The 24,223-nt window shown below is 43.3% G+C and carries 22 protein-coding genes; 12 read left to right on the forward strand and 10 right to left on the reverse strand.

Annotated elements, in window-relative coordinates; genetic code table 11:
• Positions 1 to 72: 72 nt before the first annotated feature.
• The 4 genes from JMX13_RS07090 to JMX13_RS07105 all read right to left on the reverse strand — a co-directional run bounded on the left by JMX13_RS07090 (position 73) and on the right by JMX13_RS07105 (position 4,706).
• Positions 73 to 1,335, reverse strand: a complete 1,263-nt coding sequence (locus JMX13_RS07090) for an ammonium transporter (protein WP_201611534.1) — start codon at positions 1,333 to 1,335, stop codon at positions 73 to 75.
• Between the two features lie 83 nt (positions 1,336 to 1,418).
• Positions 1,419 to 1,757 carry a P-II family nitrogen regulator gene (locus JMX13_RS07095; RefSeq protein ID WP_011514651.1) on the reverse strand — a complete coding sequence of 113 codons (339 nt, stop codon included), beginning with the start codon at positions 1,755 to 1,757 and terminating at the stop codon, positions 1,419 to 1,421.
• 445 nt (positions 1,758 to 2,202) lie between these two features.
• The gene (locus JMX13_RS07100) at positions 2,203 to 3,057 is read right to left on the reverse strand and encodes a universal stress protein (protein ID WP_201611536.1); all 855 of its coding nucleotides are present in this window, start codon (positions 3,055 to 3,057) and stop codon (positions 2,203 to 2,205) included.
• Positions 3,058 to 3,206: 149 nt separating this feature from the next.
• The gene (locus JMX13_RS07105; RefSeq protein WP_201611538.1) at positions 3,207 to 4,706 is read right to left on the reverse strand and encodes a SulP family inorganic anion transporter; all 1,500 of its coding nucleotides are present in this window, start codon (positions 4,704 to 4,706) and stop codon (positions 3,207 to 3,209) included.
• A gap of 645 nt (positions 4,707 to 5,351) precedes the next feature.
• Here JMX13_RS07105 and murD point away from each other — a divergent pair.
• Positions 5,352 to 6,770: a UDP-N-acetylmuramoyl-L-alanine--D-glutamate ligase gene (murD, locus tag JMX13_RS07110; RefSeq protein WP_201611540.1), complete on the forward strand. Its 1,419-nt coding sequence runs from the start codon at positions 5,352 to 5,354 to the stop codon at positions 6,768 to 6,770.
• A gap of 477 nt (positions 6,771 to 7,247) precedes the next feature.
• Positions 7,248 to 8,444 (forward strand): putative lipid II flippase FtsW, encoded by a 1,197-nt coding sequence (ftsW, locus tag JMX13_RS07115; RefSeq protein ID WP_227686244.1) that lies wholly within the window; start codon positions 7,248 to 7,250, stop codon positions 8,442 to 8,444.
• Positions 8,445 to 8,567: 123 nt separating this feature from the next.
• On the opposite strand, the gene gluQRS is transcribed toward ftsW, so the two are convergent.
• The 6 genes from gluQRS to JMX13_RS07145 all read right to left on the reverse strand — a co-directional run bounded on the left by gluQRS (position 8,568) and on the right by JMX13_RS07145 (position 14,098).
• Positions 8,568 to 9,539 carry a tRNA glutamyl-Q(34) synthetase GluQRS gene (gene gluQRS, locus JMX13_RS07120; RefSeq protein ID WP_201611542.1) on the reverse strand — a complete coding sequence of 324 codons (972 nt, stop codon included), beginning with the start codon at positions 9,537 to 9,539 and terminating at the stop codon, positions 8,568 to 8,570.
• 281 nt (positions 9,540 to 9,820) lie between these two features.
• Entirely contained in the window at positions 9,821 to 10,234 is a 414-nt protein-coding gene (gene dksA, locus JMX13_RS07125) for an RNA polymerase-binding protein DksA (protein WP_201611549.1), read from the reverse strand.
• 409 nt (positions 10,235 to 10,643) lie between these two features.
• Positions 10,644 to 11,483, reverse strand: coding sequence for a metallophosphoesterase (locus JMX13_RS07130; RefSeq protein ID WP_201611551.1), 840 nt, complete (start codon positions 11,481 to 11,483; stop codon positions 10,644 to 10,646).
• Positions 11,484 to 11,726: 243 nt separating this feature from the next.
• A complete protein-coding gene (locus JMX13_RS07135) occupies positions 11,727 to 12,572 on the reverse strand; it encodes a metal ABC transporter permease (RefSeq protein WP_201611553.1) in 846 nt (281 codons plus the stop codon).
• Between the two features lie 69 nt (positions 12,573 to 12,641).
• Complete coding sequence (locus JMX13_RS07140; RefSeq protein ID WP_413786306.1) at positions 12,642 to 13,394, reverse strand: metal ABC transporter ATP-binding protein; 753 nt, start codon at positions 13,392 to 13,394, stop codon at positions 12,642 to 12,644.
• 155 nt (positions 13,395 to 13,549) lie between these two features.
• Positions 13,550 to 14,098, reverse strand: coding sequence for a transcriptional repressor (locus JMX13_RS07145; protein WP_201611555.1), 549 nt, complete (start codon positions 14,096 to 14,098; stop codon positions 13,550 to 13,552).
• A 276-nt stretch (positions 14,099 to 14,374) separates the two neighbouring features.
• On the opposite strand from JMX13_RS07145, the gene JMX13_RS07150 reads away from it, so the two are divergent.
• The 10 genes from JMX13_RS07150 to JMX13_RS07195 all read left to right on the forward strand — a co-directional run bounded on the left by JMX13_RS07150 (position 14,375) and on the right by JMX13_RS07195 (position 23,849).
• Positions 14,375 to 15,223, forward strand: coding sequence for a metal ABC transporter solute-binding protein, Zn/Mn family (locus JMX13_RS07150; RefSeq protein WP_413786307.1), 849 nt, complete (start codon positions 14,375 to 14,377; stop codon positions 15,221 to 15,223).
• A gap of 359 nt (positions 15,224 to 15,582) precedes the next feature.
• Positions 15,583 to 15,981 carry an ATP synthase subunit I gene (locus JMX13_RS07155; RefSeq protein WP_201611565.1) on the forward strand — a complete coding sequence of 133 codons (399 nt, stop codon included), beginning with the start codon at positions 15,583 to 15,585 and terminating at the stop codon, positions 15,979 to 15,981.
• A gap of 736 nt (positions 15,982 to 16,717) precedes the next feature.
• Positions 16,718 to 17,584: a F0F1 ATP synthase subunit A gene (gene atpB / locus JMX13_RS07160; protein ID WP_183621017.1), complete on the forward strand. Its 867-nt coding sequence runs from the start codon at positions 16,718 to 16,720 to the stop codon at positions 17,582 to 17,584.
• 33 nt (positions 17,585 to 17,617) lie between these two features.
• Complete coding sequence (atpE, locus tag JMX13_RS07165; RefSeq protein WP_010197960.1) at positions 17,618 to 17,866, forward strand: F0F1 ATP synthase subunit C; 249 nt, start codon at positions 17,618 to 17,620, stop codon at positions 17,864 to 17,866.
• 117 nt (positions 17,867 to 17,983) lie between these two features.
• A complete protein-coding gene (locus JMX13_RS07170) occupies positions 17,984 to 18,454 on the forward strand; it encodes a F0F1 ATP synthase subunit B (protein ID WP_079692821.1) in 471 nt (156 codons plus the stop codon).
• A 13-nt stretch (positions 18,455 to 18,467) separates the two neighbouring features.
• Positions 18,468 to 19,091, forward strand: coding sequence for a F0F1 ATP synthase subunit delta (locus JMX13_RS07175; RefSeq protein ID WP_201611567.1), 624 nt, complete (start codon positions 18,468 to 18,470; stop codon positions 19,089 to 19,091).
• A 90-nt stretch (positions 19,092 to 19,181) separates the two neighbouring features.
• Entirely contained in the window at positions 19,182 to 20,726 is a 1,545-nt protein-coding gene (gene atpA / locus JMX13_RS07180; RefSeq protein ID WP_079692819.1) for a F0F1 ATP synthase subunit alpha, read from the forward strand.
• 236 nt (positions 20,727 to 20,962) lie between these two features.
• Positions 20,963 to 21,844, forward strand: a complete 882-nt coding sequence (atpG, locus tag JMX13_RS07185; RefSeq protein ID WP_201545921.1) for a F0F1 ATP synthase subunit gamma — start codon at positions 20,963 to 20,965, stop codon at positions 21,842 to 21,844.
• A 50-nt stretch (positions 21,845 to 21,894) separates the two neighbouring features.
• Entirely contained in the window at positions 21,895 to 23,328 is a 1,434-nt protein-coding gene (gene atpD / locus JMX13_RS07190; protein WP_201611569.1) for a F0F1 ATP synthase subunit beta, read from the forward strand.
• 104 nt (positions 23,329 to 23,432) lie between these two features.
• Positions 23,433 to 23,849, forward strand: a complete 417-nt coding sequence (locus JMX13_RS07195) for a F0F1 ATP synthase subunit epsilon (RefSeq protein WP_079692816.1) — start codon at positions 23,433 to 23,435, stop codon at positions 23,847 to 23,849.
• Positions 23,850 to 24,223 lie beyond the last annotated feature (374 nt).

Genomic DNA, 24,223 nt, shown 5'->3' on the forward strand with positions numbered 1-24,223 from the left:
ATGCTAATTTTATTAATGATGGTCTTATTGTGGATAAAATGAACCCCAATAAAACCATCGTAGATAGTAAGCTTACCTTATAAACTCTGGATAGGCTTCCATACCGCATTCGGCTATATCTGCTCCTTGGTATTCTTCTTCTTCAGAGATACGCAGACCAATCACCACTTTAATAATGCTCCAAACGATCAGGCTACTTATAAACACCCAAGTAAAGATGGTTGCAGCACCGGCAATTTGCCCGAGCAAAGTAGCAGCTGGATTTGTTAGAGGAACTAGCAGTATACCGAATAAGCCTGCCACGCCATGCACCGAAATAGCCCCTACTGGATCATCAATCTTGATTTTATCTAATATTAAGATAGATAGTACGACGATGACACCTGCCATTATCCCAAATAGCGTTGCCTGAAGCGCCGACGGTGTAGAGGGTTCTGCAGTGATAGCGACAAGACCTGCTAGTGCACCATTTAAGAGCATGGTCAAATCTGCCTTACCAAATATAATGCGGGCGATAATAAGTGCGCCGATGGCACCACCTGCAGCAGCGGCATTGGTATTTAAAAACACCACCGCAACTGCATTGGCGCTAACGATATCGCTAAGCTTGAGTACGGAACCACCGTTAAACCCAAACCAGCCCATCCATAAGATAAGAGTACCAAGCGCGGCCAAGGGTAAGTTGGCCCCCGGAATAGCGCGTATCTCACCATTTGGACCGTATTTACCTTTACGTGCCCCTAAGAGCAAGACACCCGATAGCGCGGCAGCGGCTCCTGCCATATGGACGATACCTGAACCAGCAAAATCAGAAAAACCCAAATCGCCCAAACTATATAAACCAAAGACTTCTTTACCGCCCCAAGTCCAGCTACCTTCTAATGGATAAATAAACCCGGTCATGACAACGGCAAACAGTAAAAAAGACCATAACTTCATGCGTTCAGCCACTGCACCTGAAACGATTGACATACAGGTGGCAACGAAAACCACTTGGAAGAAAAAATCAGAGGCGGTCGAATATACGGCGTCTCCAGTAAAGCCATTTTTAGCTGAGGTCGCTAATGCATCTGCTACTAAGGTTTCAGTGCCTGCAATACCGCTCAAAAACAGAGTGCCATCATACATAATGGCATAACCGCATATCATATACATGGTACAGGCGGTGGCAAAGAGGGCGATATTTTTGGTAAGGATTTCGACGGTATTTTTTGAGCGTACCAATCCTGCTTCTAACATGGTAAAGCCGGCGGCCATCCACATGACTAGCGCCCCACACATTAAGAAATAAAACGTATCTAGCGCGTACTGGAGCTCAAAGATTTGATTTTGCATGTTAATTCCCCCTTGAATATATGCAATATAGCTATCGAGATGACCTATCAATCAGTATTCATAGGCGGTCTGGCGCTTAAGTATTAAATGGCATCAGGACCTGTCTCACCCGTACGAATACGAATGACTTGCTCAAGATTGGTCACAAATATCTTGCCGTCACCGATTTTGCCAGTACTTGCGATACGCGTAATGGCTTCGATAGCAGGTTCGACCATCTCATCCATCACTGCCACTTCGACTTTTACTTTAGGTAAAAAGTCCACCACGTACTCGGCGCCGCGATAGAGCTCGGTATGACCTTTTTGACGACCGAAACCTTTGACCTCGGTGACGGTGACACCTTTCACACCGATGTCAGAAAGCGCTTCACGCACATCATCGAGCTTAAACGGTTTTAAGATCGCAGTGATTAGCTTCATAAAAAAATCCTTATATGGGTGATGTCGCAGGTTAATAGAGGCAGTTTGCTGCCGCGTACTATTGTCATGCTTACAAACAGTGCTTCAAGAATTGTGCCAAATCTACTCAAGGGGGTAGGTAGGTTTACGCACAGGCGCTCAAAAATACTTATAAAAATGACAATGAATAGCGCTTATATCATAACGATAAATAGCATATTTATTGATACAAGTTAGGGAAATTAACCTTTAACGTTGAGTGAACGAACACTTTATTATAACCAACTTTTTAAGCACTTAGGTAGGCTATCACTTTATTTCATGTGATGATTTGCTAAAAGATGATGGCAGAGAAAAGGGCAGGTATAACAGGAGGAAGTCGTAGAGGTTTATGCGAAATGGAATATTAAAAGCGCGATAAATCACGCTTAACATTCAGCCTCTATATGCAAATAAAAGAGCAGCCTTAGGCCTTGGGGAAGAGTAAATACGGGGTTTTGGTGCTGCCCAGTAGTTTTTTTGTCTCGCTACCTTTTAGTAATTCAAGCAAACGCGGCTGCCCAAAAGCACCGGTCATCAGCATACCAATATCGTTTTTGCTTTGGTAGTAATTTAGGGCAACAGTCACATCGCGGCAATCTAGCAAGGCTTTTTTACATTTGATGCCCGCTTGTTTGAGGCGCGCATAAGCTTCACGTAACGCATCGCAGTTTTCTGGATTTTCTTTGGCAACCATGACAATGTGTATTGTCAAAGCGCGAACGAGTGGTGTTTTGCAGAGCCAATTTAGCAGTTTATGCGAGGTTGGGCTATTATCAAAAGCAAACAATGCCGTGGTTGGGGGCAAAAATGGTGCATGAGTCACCAAAATGGGGCAGTGGCTTAAGCGGATAAGCTGGCTTAAGGTTGATTTACAGGTGACATGATGACCGATGACAATCAATTGTGCCTTGTCATCGACGTAATCAATGCTGTCACTCAGACTTTCATGCCGATGCAAGGTATAGGTTTTAAACTTATGAGGTTGCTGCTCGCAGTAAGTGGTCGCTTGGTGTAGTAGCAGCTTACCTTGGGCTTTTAGCTCGCTATTACTTGAATGCTCTTTTGCCGTAAATTGATCGAGCAAGGCATTTTCATCATCAATATTTAGGCAGCCGGAATAATCGACGGCGGCTTTTTGTTGTAAACTTGGTACGGAGTGGAGCAGACCAATAGGTGCTTGCAGACGAGCAGATGCCCACATACTGGCATCCAATACCGCTTGCACATGATTGGGACAATCCAAGCAAGCAATCACACTATCTGGCTTCAAATTACTCATAAAGGCACCACATATCTCAATAATAAAAACGCAGGCCCGCTGATTAAAGTCATTCCTTTAACCAGCGAGCCTGATTTTATATACCAATATAATTACTGATGAATAAACTAAGCGCTTATCTCAGCTTGATAACACTAATGCAGTTTTACTTAATCTAAGAGCCCAATATCTCGGCGATCATGAATCGAAAAACGATCGATAAGGGTACGGCTGGCGCTGTTCAGTCCGACCACTTTGACGTCAATACCTTCGCGTTGCAAGCGCATGACCAGTTTGTCCAAAGTATCAACGGCGCTCACATCCCAAAAATGGGCTTGGCTGACGTCGATTTGTACGCTATCCAAAGCTTCTTTGGTATCAAAACTCTGCAAAAACTGCGTCGTTGAAGCAAAGAACACCTGTCCTTGTACATAATAATAGCGCGTATTGCTGCTATCATCATATTCGCTAAAAACAGTTAAAAATTGCCCGATTTTATTGGCAAATGCTAAGGCAGATAACAGCACCCCAACGCCGACGCCGTACGCTAGGTTATGCGTAAAGACGGTGGTCAGAACCGTTGCTAGCATAACGATATTAAAGGACAGCGGATGGGTTTTAAATTCACGAATAGACTGCCAGTTAAAGGTACCGATAGAAACCATAATCATCACTGCTACCAGTGCGGCCATCGGTATCAAGCTCACCCAATCACTTAAGAATACCACCATGATGAGCAGCACCACGCCAGCGATGAGCGTTGATAAACGCGTACGACCGCCGGATTTGACGTTAATCATCGACTGCCCAATCATCGCACAACCTGCCATACCACCAAAGAATCCTGATACCACGTTAGCGATACCTTGACCACGGCATTCTTTGTTTTTATCACTTGGCGTATCGGTTAATTCATCGACGATGGTCGCGGTCATCATCGATTCTAATAAACCTACGATGGCAAGCGCGATGGAATAAGGGGCGATAATCAGTAAGGTATTCAAATTCAGCGGAATATCAGGCAACAAAAACACTGGTAAAGAATCTGGTAAAGCGCCCATGCTACCGACGTTACGAATATCAAGATTCATATACATGGCGACCGCGGTCAAGCCAACAATACAAATCAGCGGTGACGGAATCACGCGACCGATTTTAGGAATCAGTGGAAACAAGTAGATGATCGCCAACCCAGCTGCGGTCATAATATAAACTGTCATACCGACACGCTCAGTCATCGGATTAAGCTCAGGCAACTGAGCAGCAAATATTAAAATCGCCAGCGCATTGACAAAACCAATGACCACCGAGCGCGACACAAAGCGCATTAAATTACCAAGCTTTAAGATACCCATGATAATTTGGATACCGCCGCACAATAAGGTGGCGGCCAGCAAATATTGCAAACCGTGCTCAGCGACCAAATCAACCATAACCAGTGCCATTGCACCGGTTGCCGCTGAAATCATACCCGGACGCCCACCGACAAAACTGATCACCACAGCGATACAAAACGATGCATACAAACCGACTTTTGGGTCGACACCAGCGATAATAGAAAAGGCAATCGCTTCTGGAATCAAGGCCAGTGCGACCACCAAACCTGATAACGTATCACCGCGGATATTGGAAAACCACTCTTCACGCAAACTGCCAAAAAAAGATGTCATAAGTAAACTGCATAGGGTTAGAGGCAAAAAAAACAATCATTTCTAACTCAGCAATAAAGCTTAGCGATAAAATGATTGTATAGAGACCAACTATTTATTGACCTTTATAATGGTATCGCAAATGCCATCACCCATAATCACTATGATGACAGTCTTTAAAATGATGAATAAGTGTCCGCGATGGTCTATTGCGGTAGAAGAAGATAACTAATTTGTCAGACAAAACGCCATAATCTAGGGCAGTGATTGTCTGTCATACCATTATCACCAGACGAATCGTTGCTGAAGGAAGATGACAATATCCCGATACGTGTGACAACATGCTAAACTAAAATGCTAGATTGCACACTTGGTCAAAATAGCCATTTGCGATAGCAGTTACTATTAAGGCAGCTATTATAGCACTAGCGACTCAATATAAAAACAGGCGCATAATAACACAAAGCCTCAAAAAACCAGTACCGAAATCCGAGTAATGGCTTTATGATGCTGTTCATCTAAAACGTCTTATTCAGATTATATAGCACGTATTCATAGAGCTAAGCTTATAGGCAAGTTGTTTATAAAAATTGCTTATAAAAGCTGTTTATTAAAATCGAGATGCTTGACACAATTTTGTTTGTCCAATAGATAGAAGGAATAGAGATGACCGCCAGCACCGCAAAAGAAGCCTTACTTCATAAAGGCAGTGGTTTACAAGTCGTGGTCGGTTTGGGACAGTCAGGACTGTCGGTGGCGCATTATTTGACCGAGCAAGGCTACCAAGTCGCTGTGACTGATAATCAAGTGAGCCCGTCTTTAGCAGACCAGTTACCTGCTGCTGTTGAGATTCGTCAATTCGGGGCGATAGATGCGGAGTTATTGCAACAAGCGGCTCGAATTATCATCAGTCCAGGCATCTCATTGAAGACAGCAGCAGTTGCCGCGGCTAAAGAGGTAAATATTCCAGTTGTCAGCGACATTCAGCTATTTTGTGAAGCATGCCGCGTACCTATTATTGCCATTACTGGCTCTAATGCTAAAAGCACCGTCACCACATTGGTTGGACAAATGGCGGCGGATGCAGGGGTGAATGTTGGTGTGGGCGGCAATATTGGCGTGCCAGCATTGACTCTGCTGTCTAATAGTGAGATGGAGTTGGCCGTTATCGAGCTATCAAGTTTCCAATTAGAAACCGTGACCAATTTAGGCGCGCAAGTGGCAACGGTGCTTAATATGTCACCTGACCACTTAGACCGTCATGGCGATATGCTTGATTATCATCAAGCCAAACATCGCATTTTTCAAGGTGCCAAATCAGTAGTTATCAACCGCGAAGATGCCTTGACGCGCCCGCTAGTGGCGGATAATTTGCCAAGATTGAGCACGGGCATTCACGCCCCTAATAAAGGTCAATATGGTCTGATTACCGACTCAGAAGGGCAGACATATCTGGCCCGCGGGACAGAGCGTTTGCTATCGGCGGATAAACTGCGCATTAAAGGTCGTCATAATTTACTCAATGCGCAAGCAGCTTTGGCATTGGGTGAGCTTGCAGGTTTACCACTTGATAGTATGCTTAACACCTTGCAGGCATTTACAGGGCTTGAGCATCGCTGCGAATATGTCGCCACGGTTGATGGAATTGATTATTTTAATGATTCTAAAGGCACTAATATTGGCTCAACCATGGCCGCTGTCGAAGGTTTGGGGGCGGTATATGCACCTAAAGACGGCAAGCTATTATTAATATTAGGCGGGCAGGGTAAAGGTCAGCAATTTGGCGAATTGACGCCATTCATCAATCAATATGTCAGCCAAGTGCTATTTATTGGCGAAGACAGCCAACAGATTGAGCAGCATTTACGCGCAGCAGGCATCCGTGATGATGACGTTTCATTACATCAATGCCAGACGTTAGAAGGCGCTTTTTCGATGATTAAGCAAGTCACAGAAAGCAGCCTATCGCAAGTACAAGCGGTGCTCTTATCGCCAGCTTGCGCCAGCTTTGATCAGTTTAGTGGTTTTGCTGCCCGTGGCGAGCATTTTAGTCAACTGGTTAAGCGATTAGACAAAATTTCTTGAAGCAGTGTTTCTTGAATACGTAACTCTTAAAGCACTGTTTCACAATGCAGTGTTTTTTAAATAATGCTCCACAAGATAGTGTGTCATCAGATAGTTGGTCGTGAGAGAACTTGTTATAAAAGAGCTTGTCGCTAGATAGTATGACCATCAGCTTTTATACTGTTTCGTGTAGTGTGGTAAAAATGGCAGGCGTTTTTTGATAAATGATTGTTTTGCTTATAAATTGCTGCTACTGTCAAATATGAACAGTGAGGCTTGCGAAAACCAAATGACGGATCAAGTGACGAACTAAGCAGCAACCCGAAATATTCTGCCATGTCAGTCCTTAACATTGACGTTATAAACCGCTAACAAGTCGTGGTTTGTTACCTGCTAGCGGTTTGCTATTATCTTGTTAGATAAAATCTATTTCATATTTTTTAAACGGTGGCGTTTTATAAACGCCGTGTTTTTTTGTTTGCTAGTGTATATAAAATTATGGCGCTCTCTTCTATTTTTCGTTCGACCCCTCAATCGCCACGAGCCACGGGTTCAGATGGCGTTCTGTCCATGCCATCAGCGCGCGCAACTTTATTATCGAGCGTCGGCTGTATGCTGGTGCTTAGCTTATTGATGGTGGCTTCCGCTTCTATTCCTTTTGCCCTTAGTCGCGGCATGAGCGAACTGCATTTCTTTTATAATCAGCTTTTGTATATGGCTATCGGTCTGTTTATTGCCGGTATATCTTACAAAGTAGTATCTCTAAAAAGACTTTATAGAACTGAAACCCAGTTTATGCTGTTAGCGATTACCGGGCTCTTGTTATTTGCTACTTTGTTTAGTACGCCCATCAACGGCTCGAAGCGTTGGCTAAGTCTAGGCGGCTTTAACTTTCAGGTCGCAGAACTCGCCAAATTGGTAATGATTATATTTGTCTCAGACTTTGTGGTACGGCGCTCATTTGAGGTGCGTAATGGCTGGGATGGCTTTTTACGCATTGCGATAGTGGTCGGACTAATCACTGTTCTATTATTAGCACAGCCAGATTTTGGCTCGTTTGTGGTTATTATCGGCACAGTTTTTGCGATATTTTATATTGCAGGCGCGCCTTATAAGCAGTTTATCGCGCTCGGCGCCGTCGCCGTTGGCGGAGCCGTATTAATGGTGGCGACCGTCCAGTATCGACTTGTACGGGTGATGTCATTTTTGGATCCCTTTGACGATGTGCAAGACACTGATTATCAGTTGGCACGTAGCTTAATCGCCTTTGGTCGTGGGCAATTTACCGGTGTTGGTTATGGTGAAAGCGTACAAAAACTGTCGCATTTACCAGAGGCACATACGGATTTCCTATTAGCGATTACGGGTGAAGAGTTGGGCTTTGTTGGGGTCACGATGATCTTGATACTTGAGGCGCTCATTATCGGTAGCGCGATGCGCATCAGTTATAATGCGCTTAAACGTCGCCAGATGCGTATGAGCTATACCGCTTTTGGTATCGCGGTGGTGTTTATTGCACAGACGATTATTAATGCGGCGATGAATATGGGCGCAATTCCAACCAAAGGTTTGACCATGCCATTTTTTAGTTATGGCGGCTCATCGATGTTGATTAGCTTGGTGATGGTGGCGGTGCTACTAAAGATTTATAAAGAAAGCCCTGAGATTGAGAAAAGCCAGTGTCGTTATTATTAAGTCATTTAATGATAAAGTGATAAATACTTTTAGATTGTTTAATATATTCTCATTCTAATCATTAATTATAAAAAAGCGTCGCTAATAGCGGCGTTTTTTCTATTAGGGCTTAGGACTATGTTATTAAATGCTCGGCATATTTAAAGACTGCATATTTTGTAGCGGCAAATTATCCCATTGTGCAATCGCTTGCTTCAGCATATTTGTTGGGGTATCGCTATCAACGGCAGGCTGCTGCAATAGCTGTAAAGCATGGTTAATTAGCTTGCTTGGGTCGCGAGTATCAATCGGCTGGGCAAGGTTTTGTTTCGACAGCTTTTGACCGTCAGGACTGCATATCAGCGGCAAATGATACCAATGATCGATAGCCGGCAAGCGTGCAGCATGCATAATGCTGATTTGGGCGGTGGTCATCGGTAAAATATCTAAACCGCGCATGATATGCGTGACACCTTGCAAACCATCGTCAAGACTTGCGGCTAAAATATAATTAATCATGCCATCTTGGCGACGTACCACCATATCTCCCAAGGTTTGCTGCGGATTATCCCATTGCACGCCTTGAATACCATCTTTAAAGCCCATACGATAATTTGGCAACTGTATCCGTAGCTTATTTTGCGCTTTATCAAAACCTGCATCTAGACAGCAGCGCGGATAGCGTTGTCTGTTTAAAAGTTTTTGGTTTGCCTGCTGCGGGTCAATACTTTCTCCTATCGCTTTTCGCTCCCAATAACGCTCAAGACTTTTGCGTGAGCACTGACAGCCGTAAGTCAGCGGATAGAGACTTGAAGATAAGTAATCATTATAAATATCAATGCGTTCAGATTGGTAAATGACATCGCCATCCCAGTGTAGCCCGAGCACCTCCAAATCAATCAAAATCTGCTCAGTAAACTGGCTATCGCAGCGTTCAGTATCAGTGTCTTCGATACGTAAGAGCCACTTGCCACCGATAGATTTGATATGACAAAAGCTGGCAAGTGCCGTCGTTAATGAACCCAGATGCAGCTCACCAGTGGGTGACGGGGCAAAACGCCCGATAGGCTGTGATGACGATGCGGCTGCGGCTGGAGTTGAAATTTGAATTGGCATAGGAGTATGGATGGTTTTCAAAGTAGGCAGTATCAGTAGAATAAAAACATAGAATAATAAATATAGCGCCAAAAAGATATTTAGCAAATATGCCTATTTTGTTGGTGGCGTGTCAATAAGCATCAAGTTCATCTATAACTGGCAACGTATAAAACGCAGGAAAATAAAAAACAAGAAGATAAAACAACAACATAAAACGCAACGAGCGACCAATAAATGGTCGCTCGTTTTTATATTAGGGTATTAATGACTGTTAAACTAGCTGGATTTAAGCAGCTTATTTAAGCACCTTGGTTTTGACGCTCTTTAATCTCAGATAAAGTCTTGCAGTCAATGCACTGAGTTGCTGTTGGACGGGCTTCGAGGCGACGCAGACCAATCTCTACGCCACAAGTTTCACAAAAACCGTAATCATCGTTTTCAATTTCGGCGAGAGATTTATCGATTTTGCGAATCAGCTTACGTTCACGGTCACGCGTACGCAAGGTCAAAGCAAACTCTTCTTCTTGCGTGGCGCTAGACTCATCTTGAATATAAGTCTTGGTACGATCCGCTTCGCCAATCAGTTGGTGCTTCCAATCTAATAACATTGCCTTAAAATGCGCCAATTGCTCATCAGACATATACTCTTCGTCTTTGGCAGGTTCATAAGGGGTGAACTTTACATCACTCGGATTCGTGGTCAGGGTGCTCATATGGGTATCCTACTTTTTCAAATTAATTCAATAAAACGACATATCAAAAGACAAGACGTTATAAATTTATCAAACGCTATAAATTGTCTCTTTATAAAACGTTTTACCACTTAGTAACACAAGTAACACAGCTGATCTAATAATACGGTTATCTCGATAGGACGCGGGCGACCTATCAATGGTCAGGTATATTGTCATGAATTTATTTATTTAAATGCTTACGGTTAAATAAATAGACAAATCCCTGACTGTGAAAACTTAGCTTGTGGTCAAGTTAGCCATCCTAGCTATTATAATTTTGTCTAAATAAAGCTTAGACCATGCTTATTTTTCTTACATTGTCTAACAGTATAAGATACAGGCTCTGGCGATATTATTCTAGCCAAATTTTAGCCAATAAAACTGGTCGTCAAGTATCTAGTCTTTCGACCCAGCTTGCAACCTCTCCATTGTTGGCTAATTGCAACCAACGATATCCGGGTAGGGCATTTTTATCATAAGCAAAATCATCTTCAAAAGGTTGAAACTGATAGCAAGTAGACGGCGTGCTATACACCGTCACTCCTTGGCGCTGACGGACTTGCTCTTGATGGGTATGCCCGCTGATAATAACTTGCAGATGCTCAAATGCCGCCATCCGTTGCCAAAAAGTATCGGCATTTTTTACCATATGCTGATCGATCCAGTCAGAGTCGACCGGTATCACGTGATGGTGTAAGGCGATGAGCGCAGGCTTCGTGCAAGTCTCTAGCTGCTGACATAGCCAATCAATGTCGGTCGTCGTCACCTCTCCTGCTACCTTGCCAGTGATGGACGAGTCTAATAACAGCAGCTGCCAATGCTCCGTCTCAATCATATGTCGGCTTAGCAGGCGCTCATCGGTAGGTCTGGCAATCAGTTCACGCTGAAAAAATGGCAGCTCACTGTCATTTTCATCGGTGACATCATGGTTGCCTGCGATACAAGCGAAAGGAATCCCTGTCGCTTGCAACACCTTAAAGATATGGTCATAAATCTCAGTTTGTACTTTATTCACCAAATCGCCTGTGACAATGATTAAGTCACAGCGACGATCTTCGCTTAACGCTTGTTTGATAATTGCCTCAAAGCTGTACTGGCAAATCGCCACTTCACTACTGGTTTCGTCAACCGCCGCAGGCACGTGGGATGATAAGTGCAAATCAGTGATTTGCAGAATATTTACCTGTCCGTCTGGCGTGCTGATGGCGCTGGCAGGATAGCTAAGCATTGGATTTAGTCCCTTATCAATCAAAATCGCGTTAAATCAAAACACCGTAGAAAGCATTTATTTTATTATAAAAGTCGTTAACTATATTCTTGATAATATTAGAGAAAGTTTATAACATTATGACGAGTAAAGCTCTAGCAATATTGATGAAATAAAGTTCGATAAAGGCGAAGTAAATAGCTTCCTTACGACGATGATAATAATTGCTGCGACCGCCGTAAGCGCTGCCGGATATTTGGATATTTAATGGCGTGGCGACCAGAATTTTGCCATCAGAGATTTTGTACCTGATTTTATGCCTATTAGCTTTGAGATAATCAGCGCAATAAAAAATAAAATAGCGAGGACTAAAACAATAGCAAGTCCGGTCTGGATATCAAACCAGATACTGCCCCAGACGCCAAGCGTGACGCCAAGCTGGGCGATAATCAAAGCGATAATAACCATTTGTTTTGGCGATGCTGACCAGAGACGGGCGGTCAGAGCGGGCAATACCAATAAACCACTGATTAATAAGCTACCAACCGCTTGCAAGGCAATGGCACAAAACCCCGCCAATACGCCCATAAAAAACAGCCGCTGGCGAGTCGGATTGATACCTTGAATCCGTGCCAAAGCCTCATGAGTAGCCAGTTTGATTTGCGCCGGCCATATATAAATAAGTAACCCCAATCCCACCAAAACACTGGTCGCAATCAACGGTAAATCTGCCCAATCAAGCTCGAGCAAATTGCCAAATAAGAAACCTAAAACATTGGCTTGCTGGTCGGTCAGCTGGGTTAACGTTAATAACCCTAAGCACAGTAGCGACACGGCAACCACGGCCAGCACCGCATCGACGGGCAAACGCTCATCATCAATTAACACCAGTCCTAGCACCACCATCACACTGACAATGCCAATACCAATACCCATGGGTAATTGCCATAATACTGCCAACGCTACCCCTAACAATGTCCCATGCGCCAGTGCATCGGCAAAAAATGCCATGCGCCGCCATAATACCAAGCAACCTAAAGGCGCAGAAAGTAAGGCTAAAATACTGCCAGCAATCCAGGCAGGGGCAATGATGGCTAACCAAGCGGTCATAATAGATATCCGTAACGTTTTTATAAAAAGGAATAAGGCGGTTGTTGCCTGAATAAGCTTGGTTGTTAATTATATCTCGCTTGGGGCATGATGCTCGCAGGCGTGCGGCTGATGGACATACGGCTGCTCATAATGATGTCCAAAGAGCTTTTGAAATTCTGAACTAATAGCAAGCTCGCTTGGTTGTCCCTCACAGCAGATATGCTTATTAAGACAAATGACACGCCTGCTACCTTTCATCACCCAATGCAAATCATGCGAAACGACTAACATGGCGCAGCGTAAAAACTCCGGCAGCTCATCAATAAACTGATACAGCCAAACTTCCGTATCAGGGTCAAGCCCTTGCATTGGCTCATCTAAAATTAATAAATTGGGTTTGTCTAGCAAGGCGCGCGCCAGCAATACGCGCTGGGTTTCACCGCCTGATAGGTGCAGCATTTGCCGTGATAGCAGATGCGTTAAGGATAATTTTTCAAATATAAATTGACGCTGCTCAGCGGTTAAGCGCTTTTTATCTGCTTGGGCCAATAAATCGCACACGCGTAACGGTAAAATAGGCGCGACCGTAAAGCGCTGCGGCACATAACCGAGCTGTAACTTTTGGTGCGGTGTTATCTGTCCATTCGTTGGCTCTATTAAGCCCAAAACCAGCTTAACCAAGGTTGATTTACCCGCGCCATTAGGACCGATAAGGCTGACCGTTTCATTGACTGCAATATCAATGTTGATATGCGAGAGGATGCGTTGCTGCCCGATATGGTAGCTGATATCGCTTAAGCTCAGCAGTTTGGTGGCATTATTCATCGTCTTATCACTCATATTAATGGCAGAGGATGGCTTGGTTGGGGAAGTCGCTAGGCTCATAGGGCAGTACTGATATGTTGGTGATAAGTGAGTAATGGAACCACAATAATTAGGATAAAAGCATCGCTAAGGGCAAAAGCGTCAACCTAAAATATTGCCCATCAACTATTTTATTGGCACGCTTGGCAACGACCACTGAGCTCAATGACACTGCGCTCCACCATAAAACCGACGTCTTGTTGCGCAAAGCTCATGATTTCTTGCACCGGTAAACTGCTGCATTCTTGCACACGCTGGCACTGCGCACAGATTAAAAATGCTGCCGTATGTTGGGCGCGTGGATGACAGCAAGGCACATAAGCATTGATAGAGGTTAGCTGATGAATCAAACCTTCGCTTAATAAGAACTCCAAGCTGCGATAAACAGTTGGCGGTGCGACGTTTTTTGGCGTCTGACTGTTTTTCTGCTTAGTTGAAGCAGGAGTTTTGGCTTCAGGTTCGGTCAGGCGCATTTGCTGCAGCTGCGTGATTAAATCATACGCACCCACAGGTTTATTGGCTTCTAACACCAACTGATATATTTGTTGGCGCAACGGCGTAAAGCGCGCACCGCTTGCGCGACATTGCTCTTTTGCGGCCATAAGGCGCTCATTCACATCGGACGGCGTAAAATCTTGCACATCGTGTACATGATCGCAAACGGGTGAGTGACTAGACATGAAGCAAGCTCCTAAAAATGACCCAGCGCTTTTATAATTATTACCTTTATATCTACAAGGCACTTTAGTATAAGGCGCATTTTATGATGGTTTTTTATATTGTTATAGTATAACATAATAATATGCAAAGGCGGATATCGCGTTTGAACCTATCGGTACATACGCCTATTTTAATCAAAATAACGTCTCAAAACGATTATTCGCACTATTATTATTTATTGACCTTTAAAAGCAGCCATTATGATTTCATTTTTTAAAAGTTTTATACGTTTACCGATGGGCTTACAGCGCTTATTAGCGACAGGCGTCATTATATTTGGCTCGTTAATGATGAGCGCGCAAGCAGCAACGGTCAGTGTGAGTAATTATCCTCTGTTTTTATTAAGCCAAGCGGTCACAGAAGGTGCGCCATCTGCCAAGCAATTATTGCAAGCAGGGGAGGTGGGACATCATGGTAGTATCAGCCCGGGCGATATCAAAGCGATTCAGGACAGTAAGTTTGTGGTCTGGTTTGGTGAACCCTTAGAGAATAACTTGGCCAGCACTCTAAATAGCGCGCCCAACTCGATTGCTTTATTTAAGTTTGATGCTTTTAAACGTCATCCGCTCCGTGATATTAAAGGTAAACCACTCGCTGGCACGCTTGACCCGCATATTTGGCTCGATCCTGAAAACGCAAAAGCCATTACCCGTGCGCTTGCCGTCATTCACAGTCATGCCAATCCGCAATATAAAGCGCTTTATCATGCCAATGCGCAAAAATTTGCTCAGCGCATGAATAGGGCAGTGGCCGCAGCCAATGCAAACCACGCGCAAAAACCTTTGCCGTATTGGGCCTATCACGATGCTTATCAGTATATGGAAAACAGCGCTAAGTTACAGTTGATTGGCAGCTTAAGTACCGATCATCATTTAGCGCCGAAAGCCAGTCAACTACGCTGGCTACATGAGCAGCGCCCAGCCAAGCAAATGTGTTTGGTCAGTCCAAGTAAGCCTGCAAAAGGTTTATTGGCGAAATTACAACCCGTTAAAAGCACGGTGCAAGCGGAAGATATGAGCAACAGTAAAGACTTTGTCAGCGGTTGGCAGTCAATGGCACAGCAAATTCGCCAATGTATCGCATAAACTTTTCAATGAATAACTTATAGTTACTTACATAATGAAGTTTGAAAAAGCTGTTAAAAAAACGCTATTAAACAAAGCATGCAGCGAAACTCCTTAAGGATTATCGGTAAATTATTAGGTAAAACACGATTTTATGAGGTATTAGCAACACTTTATTCACTCTGTAGAAGAGTTTTCGCCGCAAAACAAGTAAATGCTTGATAAAAGGCATATTCTACTTGCTTAAAAGCGGCTAGCTCCTTATAATAAGGGCGTTTTATTTTGGTTAAAAGATAATGCCTATATGGTGAGCCGCTCGCGGATAACAGTGTCGCAAGTATGCTACATTATCCCCACGTTATAGGGCTATAGGAATATCAATGACCAAGCCTGCCAAACGCACGCAAAAAGATAAAATTGGCATCTATCTTAAACGCCAAGCATGGATATTGTTTATCCTTATTATTATTGCTTGGGTCATAGATGCTATTTGGTTGCATAGTAAGCTTACTGTAGCTAAAAGCACCGCTATCGGTGCGCTACTAAGTTTTGCTACTCAAGCTATATTTGCATTTTTTATCTTTTGGTACAGCGGATATCGCGCGCGCTTACATGTTGTTAGCCAGCTATATCGTGGTCAGATGGCCAAATGGCTATTGACTGTATTTGGTTTTGCCCTAATTTTTATTACCATACAACCTCTATCAGCGCCTGCGCTATTTATCGGTTTTATGGTAATGCAGATTAGTCACAGTTGGATGTTGTGGCATATACGCTAGTATTTATAGACGATTATCATTTTAATCATCAGCATTATAAATAACGTTAGTTTGTCATCCTGCGGTCCAGCTTCTCTACGATTATTGTTATACATCATAAAACGACTAAAAATCGTTTTTATAATAAAAACTATGAATACAGCGTTTATATCAGCGTAAAGCGTCAAATAATTGTGGTTACTAACCCCTTATCTAAACAGGGTTATTAAATATAAGCAGATTATCTAGATAGTATTATAGACGCAAAGCTATGTAAGCTCACGTTAACAGCGTTTAACGTATTTATACACTAAATAAAAAAGTCATAATTGACTTTACACGAATACCACGCTGCATTAATATAGGCAGCTAAATATCTTGCTGACAAGCGCTGTATTAAGCGTTTATCGTGATAAAACGATATAAGCAAACACCTATATGACATTTTTGCGTACACATGCAAGGGCTATTACTGAATCATCATAAGCCCTTTTTTGATAGCTAAAATTTATCCACGCTATCGTATTGAGTAGCAGTGATAAAGCATTGGTAATACATTTTTGTTATTCAGTTTGGTTAATGAGTAATAATAGTTTAATTAGATAGTTATGGGTTGGATGTTATTGGTTACATGAGCGTGTTAGCGTGATTCATTTACCTGCTTTATTGCAAGGCAGATAGACAGGCTAAATCTCATCAGATGACAACCATATTTTTGGTAGTTGATTAAATCGTTGATTAATAAGAAGCTGACATTATGGCAGGCGAGCAAACAACAACAGACTATATCTCTCACCACTTAACGAACTGGACGTACGGCTATCTGCCGGGCGAAGGTTGGAAAGTTGCCTATACTGCTGAAGAAGCTAGTGCAATGGGCTTTAAAGCAATCCACCTTGATTCTATGCTTTGGTCAATTGGTCTAGGCATTGTTTTCTGCGCCATCTTCTGGATGGTCGCTAGAAAAGTCACTTCAGGCGTGCCGGGTAAACTCCAAGCCGCGGTTGAGATGATCGTTGAGTTCGTGGATAACAACGTTCGTGATTCGTATAGTGGTACCTCAAAGCTGATTGCGCCTTTGGCGTTGACTATCTTTGTTTGGATATTCTTAATGAACTTGATGGATTTACTACCCGTCGACTTTATTCCTATGCTTGCTGGCCAAATCGGCGCAATGATGGGACATGATCCACATCATGTGTTCTTTAAGATCGTGCCAACCACGGATCCTAATATCACGCTTGGCATGTCTTTTTCTGTCTTTATATTGATTCTGTTTTATAGTATCAAAGAAAAAGGTCTAGGCGGCTTTGTTGGCGAGCTGACACTGCATCCGTTTAGTGCCAAAAATCCTATCGTACAAATTATTTTAATACCCATCAACTTTATCTTAGAGTTTGTTACTTTGATAGCCAAGCCTATCTCTTTAGGTTTACGACTATTCGGTAACATGTATGCTGGTGAGTTGATTTTCATACTGATTGCCCTAATGCCGTTTTGGATTCAATGGGCGTTATCAGTACCGTGGGCTATTTTCCACATCTTAATTATTACACTTCAAGCGTTCGTATTTATGATGCTGACGATAGTTTATATGTCACTTGCATCATCAACTGAACATTAATTAGACATTCAATAGGTAAATGAGGATACATCCATGGATCCAGTATTAGGTGGTTACACAGTTATCGCAGTAGCACTACTTATCGGTTTAGGTGCGCTAGGTACAGGTATTGGTTTTGCTATTCTAGGTGGTAAATTCCTAGAAGGTGTTGCACGTCAGCCAGAACTTGGTTCACAGTTGCAAACTCGTATGTTCATCGTAGCAGGTCTTCTTGATGCTATTCCGATGATCGGTGTTGGTATTGCTATGCTATTGTTGTTCGCTAACCCTCTAGCAGGTTAATCAGAAAGCTCAGTTGTAAATGTTTGGTAGTCAAAGTTTGTATGTTAACCATAGCCAAAGTTTGGCTATCAAATATGATCAATGAAACTGATTTTTCATTAACAAAGAGGTGATCACGTGAATATCAATTCTACCCTCATCGGTCAAGCCATTGCTTTTGCAATCTTTGTGATGTTCTGCATGAAATTCGTGTGGCCACCACTTATCGGCGCAATTAATGACCGTCAGCGTAAAATTGCTGAAGGCTTAAACGCCGCAGAAAAAGCAAAAGCAGATTTGGCCACCGCGGAGCAAGATGTACAGCAGGAGCTTAATCTGGCTAAGACCAAAGCTGCTGCTCTAATTGAGCAAGCGAACAAAAGCGCCAATCAACTTGTTGAAGATGCTAAAACGCAAGCCCAAGCGGAAGGCGAGCGCATTCGTCAACAAGCACAAGCGGCAATCGACCAAGAAATCAATCAAGCGCGTGAATCATTGCGTGCCCAAGTAGCCGAACTGGCTGTCCTTGGTGCTGAAAAGATTTTGCAAGACACAGTCGATGTGCAAAAACATGCCAGTATGTTAAATCAGCTGGCGGCGAAGCTGTAATTGTGAGGATAACATGGCTGACTTATCAACCTTAGCACGACCATACGCTAAAGCCGCGTTTGACTATGCCAATGAAAACGGGGTAGTAAATGACTGGGAAAACTTCCTATTTATTGCCTCTACCGTTGTCAATGACAAGTCGTTCAGTACTTGGCTAGACAATCCAGCTGTTTCTGCTGAGCATAAGTCAGCTGCTTTGGTCGATCTTTATGATACACAAGTAGCTAGCGCGAATGATTCTGCTTTTAAGCAGTTATTAGGTGAGACCCAAGGGGCTCGTCAAGACAGCAACGCCAGCTATCCAAAAGTATCAGTAGCATTTAGTAACTTCGTTAAACAGTTATCAGAGCAAGAGCGTCTGGCGCTGCTTCCTGAAGTTTATGAGCATTATCGCCGTCATAAGGCAGTAAGCTTAAAGCAGCTTGACGCTTATGTGACCTCTGCTTATCCATTAACCGATGCCCAGCGTGATACGCTGCAAGCGCGTCTTGCTGCTTCGCTCAATGCGAGCGTAGTGATTCATGAATCGGTGGATCCAAGTCTCTTGGCAGGCGTTACGATCAAAGTCGGTGACAAAGTCATTGATGACTCGATGCGCGGCAAGTTACAACAGTTAAAAACACAGCTAACGGCCTAATGCCAATCGTCAACGTAGCTTATCGAGCATGCGTGATATAAGAGCATTTACGTCAGTGGCGGGTTATCATAAATTAAAGGAAACAAGGCAATGCAACAATTGAATCCAGCGGAAATCAGTAACCTGATTAAGCAGCGCATTCAAGACCTTGATGCGGGTGCAACTGCAAAGAATGAAGGCACGATTGTCAAAGTATCTGACGGTATCGTGCAGATTCATGGTCTTGAAGATGCCATGTACGGCGAAATGATTGAGTTTGAAGGTGAAGTCTACGGAATGGCGCTTAACTTAGAGCGTGATTCGGTTGGCGCAGTAGTACTGGGTGACTTCCTAAAACTACAAGAAGGTCAAAAAGCCTATTGTACTGGTCGTATCCTTGAAGTTCCGGTAGGTCCTGAGTTGCTAGGTCGCGTTGTTGATGCTTTAGGTAACCCTATTGATGGCAAAGGTCCTATCAATGCAAAAATGACTGACAAAGTCGAGAAAATCGCCCCAGGCGTTATTGATCGTCAGTCAGTTGATCAACCAGTAATGACTGGTTATAAATCTGTTGATACCATGATTCCAATCGGTCGTGGTCAGCGTGAGCTTATCATTGGTGACCGTCAGACGGGTAAAACCGCCATGGCTATCGATGCGATCATTGCTCAGAAAGCTTCTGGCATTAAGTGTGTTTACGTGGCTATCGGTCAGAAACGTTCTACCATCGCCAACGTTGTACGTAAACTTGAGCAAACTGGTGCATTAGAATATACGACGGTAGTCGTCGCTTCAGCGTCAGAGCCAGCAGCACTACAGTATATAGCACCGTACTCAGGTTGTACGATGGGCGAATACTTCCGTGACCGCGGCGAAGATGCGCTGATTGTTTTTGATGATTTATCAAAACAAGCGGTTGCTTATCGTCAGATTTCACTATTGCTACGTCGTCCGCCAGGTCGTGAAGCTTATCCTGGTGACGTATTCTATTTGCACTCACGTTTACTTGAGCGTGCCTCACGTGTAAACGCGGCGTATGTAGAAAAATTCACCAATGGTGAAGTGGTTGGTAAAACGGGTTCTTTAACCGCGCTACCTATCATTGAAACCCAAGCCGGTGACGTATCTGCATTCGTACCAACCAACGTGATTTCAATTACTGATGGTCAGATTTTCTTAGAATCAAGCCTATTTAACTCAGGTATCCGTCCGGCTGTGAACGCTGGTATTTCGGTATCGCGTGTTGGTGGTGCTGCTCAGACTAAGATTATTAAGAAACTGTCTGGTGGTATCCGTACCGCTCTAGCTCAGTATCGTGAACTTGCTGCATTTGCTCAGTTTGCATCAGACCTTGATGATGCAACTCGTGAACAGCTTGATCATGGTGAGCGTGTGACTGAATTGATGAAACAGAAACAATATCAGCCAATGTCTATCTCTGAGCAAGCCGCTGTTATCTATGCGTCAAACGAAGGCTTTTTAGCAGACGTTCCTGTTGAAAAAATCGGTTCTTTTGAAGAAGCTTACTTACGCTATATGCATGATGAGCAAGCTGACTTAATGAAAGAGATTGATGACACTGCAAATTATAACGATGATATCGCAGGTCGTTTAAAGTCCTCTTTAGAGACCTTTAAACAAAATCACAGTTATTAATTTAACGGGTTAAGCCAGTTTTGTTGTGGCTTTGGTTTTAGAGTTCATGAAGTGGCGCGTTGTCTGATAAGCTTTTATTAATACAGCAGCGCCACTTTAGTCACAACTCATGGTCTATGGTTGCGTCATGCCATAAGATATTGATATATCGAAATATTGTTAATAAAAATACTGTTTGATATTAAAATATTGTTGCATGCGCCAATGCTTTTTAACCCTCTTATATTGGAATCATTATGGCAAACTTAAAAGAAATACGTGCCAAAGTCACCAGTATTCAAAGCACCCAGAAAATTACTCGCGCTATGCAAATGGTAGCAGCAAGTAAAATGCGCCGTGCCCAAGAGCGCATGGAAGTGGGTCGCCCGTATGCTGATAGTATGCGCCGGGTTATTTCGCATTTGGTGCATGCCTCATCCGATTATAAACATCCGTATATGGTAAGCCGTCCAGTCAATAGAGTTGGCTATATCGTCATCACATCTGACCGTGGTCTAGCGGGTGGTTTAAATATTAATTTATTTAAAGCATTAACAAAGAATATCCAGCAATACCAAAACCAGTCTGTACAAGCTGAATTTGCCGTAATTGGTTCTAAAGGTGTCAGTTTCTTTAAAAACTTTGGTGGCAAGGTCACTGCCGCAGTGACTGATTATGGTGATAAACCTACTTTTGAGCAGATAAACTCGCCGGTTCAAGCGATGCTTGATGATTATACTAACGGTAAAATAGACCGCATCTATGTGGTTTATAATAAGTTCGTCAATGCAATGACGCAACAGCCAACGGTCAATCAGTTGGTGCCTTTACCAGAAAGTGCGTTTGGCGAAGAAGAAAGCGGCATTCAAACAGAACTGAGCTGGGATTATATCTACGAGCCTGATATCAAAACATTGATTGATGAGTTGCTAGGGCGTTATATTGAGTCTATCGTCTATCAAGCGGTAATGGAAAACATTGCCTCTGAGCAGTCCTCACGTATGGTTGCGATGAAAGCGGCGACAGATAATGCTGGCGACCTAATTAACGATTTACAGTTGGTTTATAACAAGCTGCGTCAAGCGGCGATTACCCGAGAAATCTCGGAAATCGTTGGCGGTGCTGCTGCTGTTTCATAATTGAAACCCTTTATAAAACCCACTATATACAGAATTTCCAGGAGAACGCAATGAGTAGCGGTCGTATTGTACAGATTATTGGCGCGGTTCTTGACGTTGAGTTTAACCGTAACGAAGTACCTAAGATTTTTGATGCTTTGCTAGTTGATGGCACCGAAACTACTTTAGAAGTACAGCAACAGCTGGGTGATGGCATCGTACGTACGATTGCTATGGGTTCTACTGAAGGACTCAAGCGTAACCTACCGGTTACTAATACTGGCGGGCCAATTTCTGTGCCGGTCGGTATCGGTACGCTAGGTCGTATCATGGATGTTCTTGGTCGTCCTATCGATGAAGAAGGTCCAGTAGAAGCCTCTGAGCGCTGGTCAATTCACCGCGAAGCGCCAAGCTACGCAGAACAATCAAACAGTACTGAACTTTTAGAGACGGGTATTAAAGTCATCGATTTACTTTGCCCGTTTGCTAAAGGTGGTAAAGTTGGTCTGTTTGGTGGTGCTGGTGTTGGTAAAACCGTCAACATGATGGAATTGATCAACAACATCGCGCTTAAGCACGAAGGTCTATCTGTATTTGCTGGTGTTGGTGAGCGTACGCGTGAAGGAAATGACTTCTATCACGAAATGCAAGAAGCTGGCGTTGTAAACACTGAAGACTTTAGCAAATCTAAAGTTGCGATGGTATATGGTCAGATGAATGAGCCACCGGGTAACCGTTTACGTGTTGCGCTGTCTGGTTTGACTATGGCTGAGTACTTCCGTGATACTAAAGATCCTGCCACTGGCAAAGGTCGTGACGTATTGCTATTTGTTGATAATATCTATCGTTATACACTAGCCGGTACTGAAGTATCAGCACTGCTTGGTCGTATGCCATCAGCCGTTGGTTATCAGCCAACACTAGCTGAAGAGATGGGTATGCTCCAAGAGCGTATTACGTCAACGCAGTCAGGTTCTATCACATCAGTTCAAGCGGTATATGTACCTGCGGATGATTTGACGGATCCATCACCTGCTACTACTTTTGCTCACTTGGATGCGACTGTGGTACTAAGTCGTGATATCGCATCACAAGGTATTTATCCTGCGGTTGATCCACTAGATTCTACTTCGCGTCAGCTAGATCCATTGGTTATCGGTGAAGAGCATTACAACGTTGCTCGTGGTGTTCAGGAAGTTCTACAGCGCTACAAAGAGCTAAAAGACATCATCGCCATTTTGGGTATGGATGAGTTATCAGAAGAAGATAAACTAGTCGTTTATCGCGCTCGTAAGATTCAGCGCTTCTTGTCTCAGCCATTCCACGTTGCTGAAGTCTTTACGGGTGCACCTGGTAAATATGTACCACTACGCGATACAATTGCTAGCTTTAAAGCAATCATCGCTGGTGAGTATGATAGCTTACCAGAGCAAGCCTTCTACATGGCTGGTGGCATCGACGAAGTCGTTGCTAAAGCTGAAAAAATGAAGGCTTCTGCAGCGTAAGTTGTATTCGTATTAACTAACGAGTAGGTATAATATAAACCTTATATCTACTCTTCAGTAATGCATCGCAGTTTTGATCGCGCTTTAATAGTAAGGAATTAAGTATGGCAACATTACAATGTCGCGTCGTAAGTGCTCGTGAAGAGTTGTATTCAGGCGAAATTAGCATGTTAATAGCTAGTGGTACCGAAGGCGAGATTGGTATATTGCCAGGTCACACCCCGCTTATTACTTTGCTGAAGCCTGGCGCAATGCGTGTGCAGACGCCAGATGGTGCAGAAGAAGTGATTTATGTATCAGGTGGCGTATTAGAAGTACAACCGAAAATGGTCACTGTACTTGCTGATACCGCCATGCGTGCGCACAATCTTGACGAAAGTAAAATCGTTGAAGCACGTAAAAAAGCTGAGCAGATGCTGGTCAACCAATCTGATACTGTACAAACCAATGCTGCCTTGGCATCATTGGCGGAATCAGTCGCCCAGCTCCAGACTATCCGTAAGTACAAAAACCGTGCTTAGTCTTATGCTTTGTAGCAAAGGTTAACGTCTTTCTTTAATTCTTGCGACAGCCATAAAAAAACAGTCCATCATGGGCTGTTTTTTTATGGCTGTTCTTCCAATAGCTACTTTGTTAATAGCTAGCGTTTTAGCAATTAACGCTTTATATTTATTACAAACCAAACATTAACTATCTGAAAAGCTATTAGGTTATTAAGCATTTATCCATAACTAAACCAATTTTTATTAAATGCTAGAAAAGTCACTAGCGACAACCGTGATATATGGTTATATTAGGGATTAGAAAGTACGTTTTTAGGGGTCAAACCCAATCAGGTTTTCTTGTATTTTTACTTTGCTGATTTTTGACCTCATTGTTAGGCTATAAGAGAACC

The organism is Psychrobacter immobilis (assembly GCF_904846285.1).
Taxonomy (GTDB): Bacteria; Pseudomonadota; Gammaproteobacteria; order Pseudomonadales; family Moraxellaceae; genus Psychrobacter; species Psychrobacter immobilis_D.

Coding starts and splice junctions, on each gene's coding strand:
- JMX13_RS07090 (WP_201611534.1), bottom strand. CDS start 1,335: ATGCAAAATCAAATCTTTGAGCTCCAGTACGCGCTAGATACGTTTTAT.
- JMX13_RS07095 (WP_011514651.1), bottom strand. CDS start 1,757: ATGAAGCTAATCACTGCGATCTTAAAACCGTTTAAGCTCGATGATGTG.
- JMX13_RS07100 (WP_201611536.1), bottom strand. CDS start 3,057: ATGAGTAATTTGAAGCCAGATAGTGTGATTGCTTGCTTGGATTGTCCC.
- JMX13_RS07105 (WP_201611538.1), bottom strand. CDS start 4,706: ATGACATCTTTTTTTGGCAGTTTGCGTGAAGAGTGGTTTTCCAATATC.
- murD (WP_201611540.1), top strand. CDS start 5,352: ATGACCGCCAGCACCGCAAAAGAAGCCTTACTTCATAAAGGCAGTGGT.
- ftsW (WP_227686244.1), top strand. CDS start 7,248: ATGGCGCTCTCTTCTATTTTTCGTTCGACCCCTCAATCGCCACGAGCC.
- gluQRS (WP_201611542.1), bottom strand. CDS start 9,539: ATGCCAATTCAAATTTCAACTCCAGCCGCAGCCGCATCGTCATCACAG.
- dksA (WP_201611549.1), bottom strand. CDS start 10,234: ATGAGCACCCTGACCACGAATCCGAGTGATGTAAAGTTCACCCCTTAT.
- JMX13_RS07130 (WP_201611551.1), bottom strand. CDS start 11,483: ATGCTTAGCTATCCTGCCAGCGCCATCAGCACGCCAGACGGACAGGTA.
- JMX13_RS07135 (WP_201611553.1), bottom strand. CDS start 12,572: ATGACCGCTTGGTTAGCCATCATTGCCCCTGCCTGGATTGCTGGCAGT.
- JMX13_RS07140 (WP_413786306.1), bottom strand. CDS start 13,394: ATGAGTGATAAGACGATGAATAATGCCACCAAACTGCTGAGCTTAAGC.
- JMX13_RS07145 (WP_201611555.1), bottom strand. CDS start 14,098: ATGTCTAGTCACTCACCCGTTTGCGATCATGTACACGATGTGCAAGAT.
- JMX13_RS07150 (WP_413786307.1), top strand. CDS start 14,375: ATGGGCTTACAGCGCTTATTAGCGACAGGCGTCATTATATTTGGCTCG.
- JMX13_RS07155 (WP_201611565.1), top strand. CDS start 15,583: ATGACCAAGCCTGCCAAACGCACGCAAAAAGATAAAATTGGCATCTAT.
- atpB (WP_183621017.1), top strand. CDS start 16,718: ATGGCAGGCGAGCAAACAACAACAGACTATATCTCTCACCACTTAACG.
- atpE (WP_010197960.1), top strand. CDS start 17,618: ATGGATCCAGTATTAGGTGGTTACACAGTTATCGCAGTAGCACTACTT.
- JMX13_RS07175 (WP_201611567.1), top strand. CDS start 18,468: ATGGCTGACTTATCAACCTTAGCACGACCATACGCTAAAGCCGCGTTT.
- atpA (WP_079692819.1), top strand. CDS start 19,182: ATGCAACAATTGAATCCAGCGGAAATCAGTAACCTGATTAAGCAGCGC.
- atpG (WP_201545921.1), top strand. CDS start 20,963: ATGGCAAACTTAAAAGAAATACGTGCCAAAGTCACCAGTATTCAAAGC.
- atpD (WP_201611569.1), top strand. CDS start 21,895: ATGAGTAGCGGTCGTATTGTACAGATTATTGGCGCGGTTCTTGACGTT.
- JMX13_RS07195 (WP_079692816.1), top strand. CDS start 23,433: ATGGCAACATTACAATGTCGCGTCGTAAGTGCTCGTGAAGAGTTGTAT.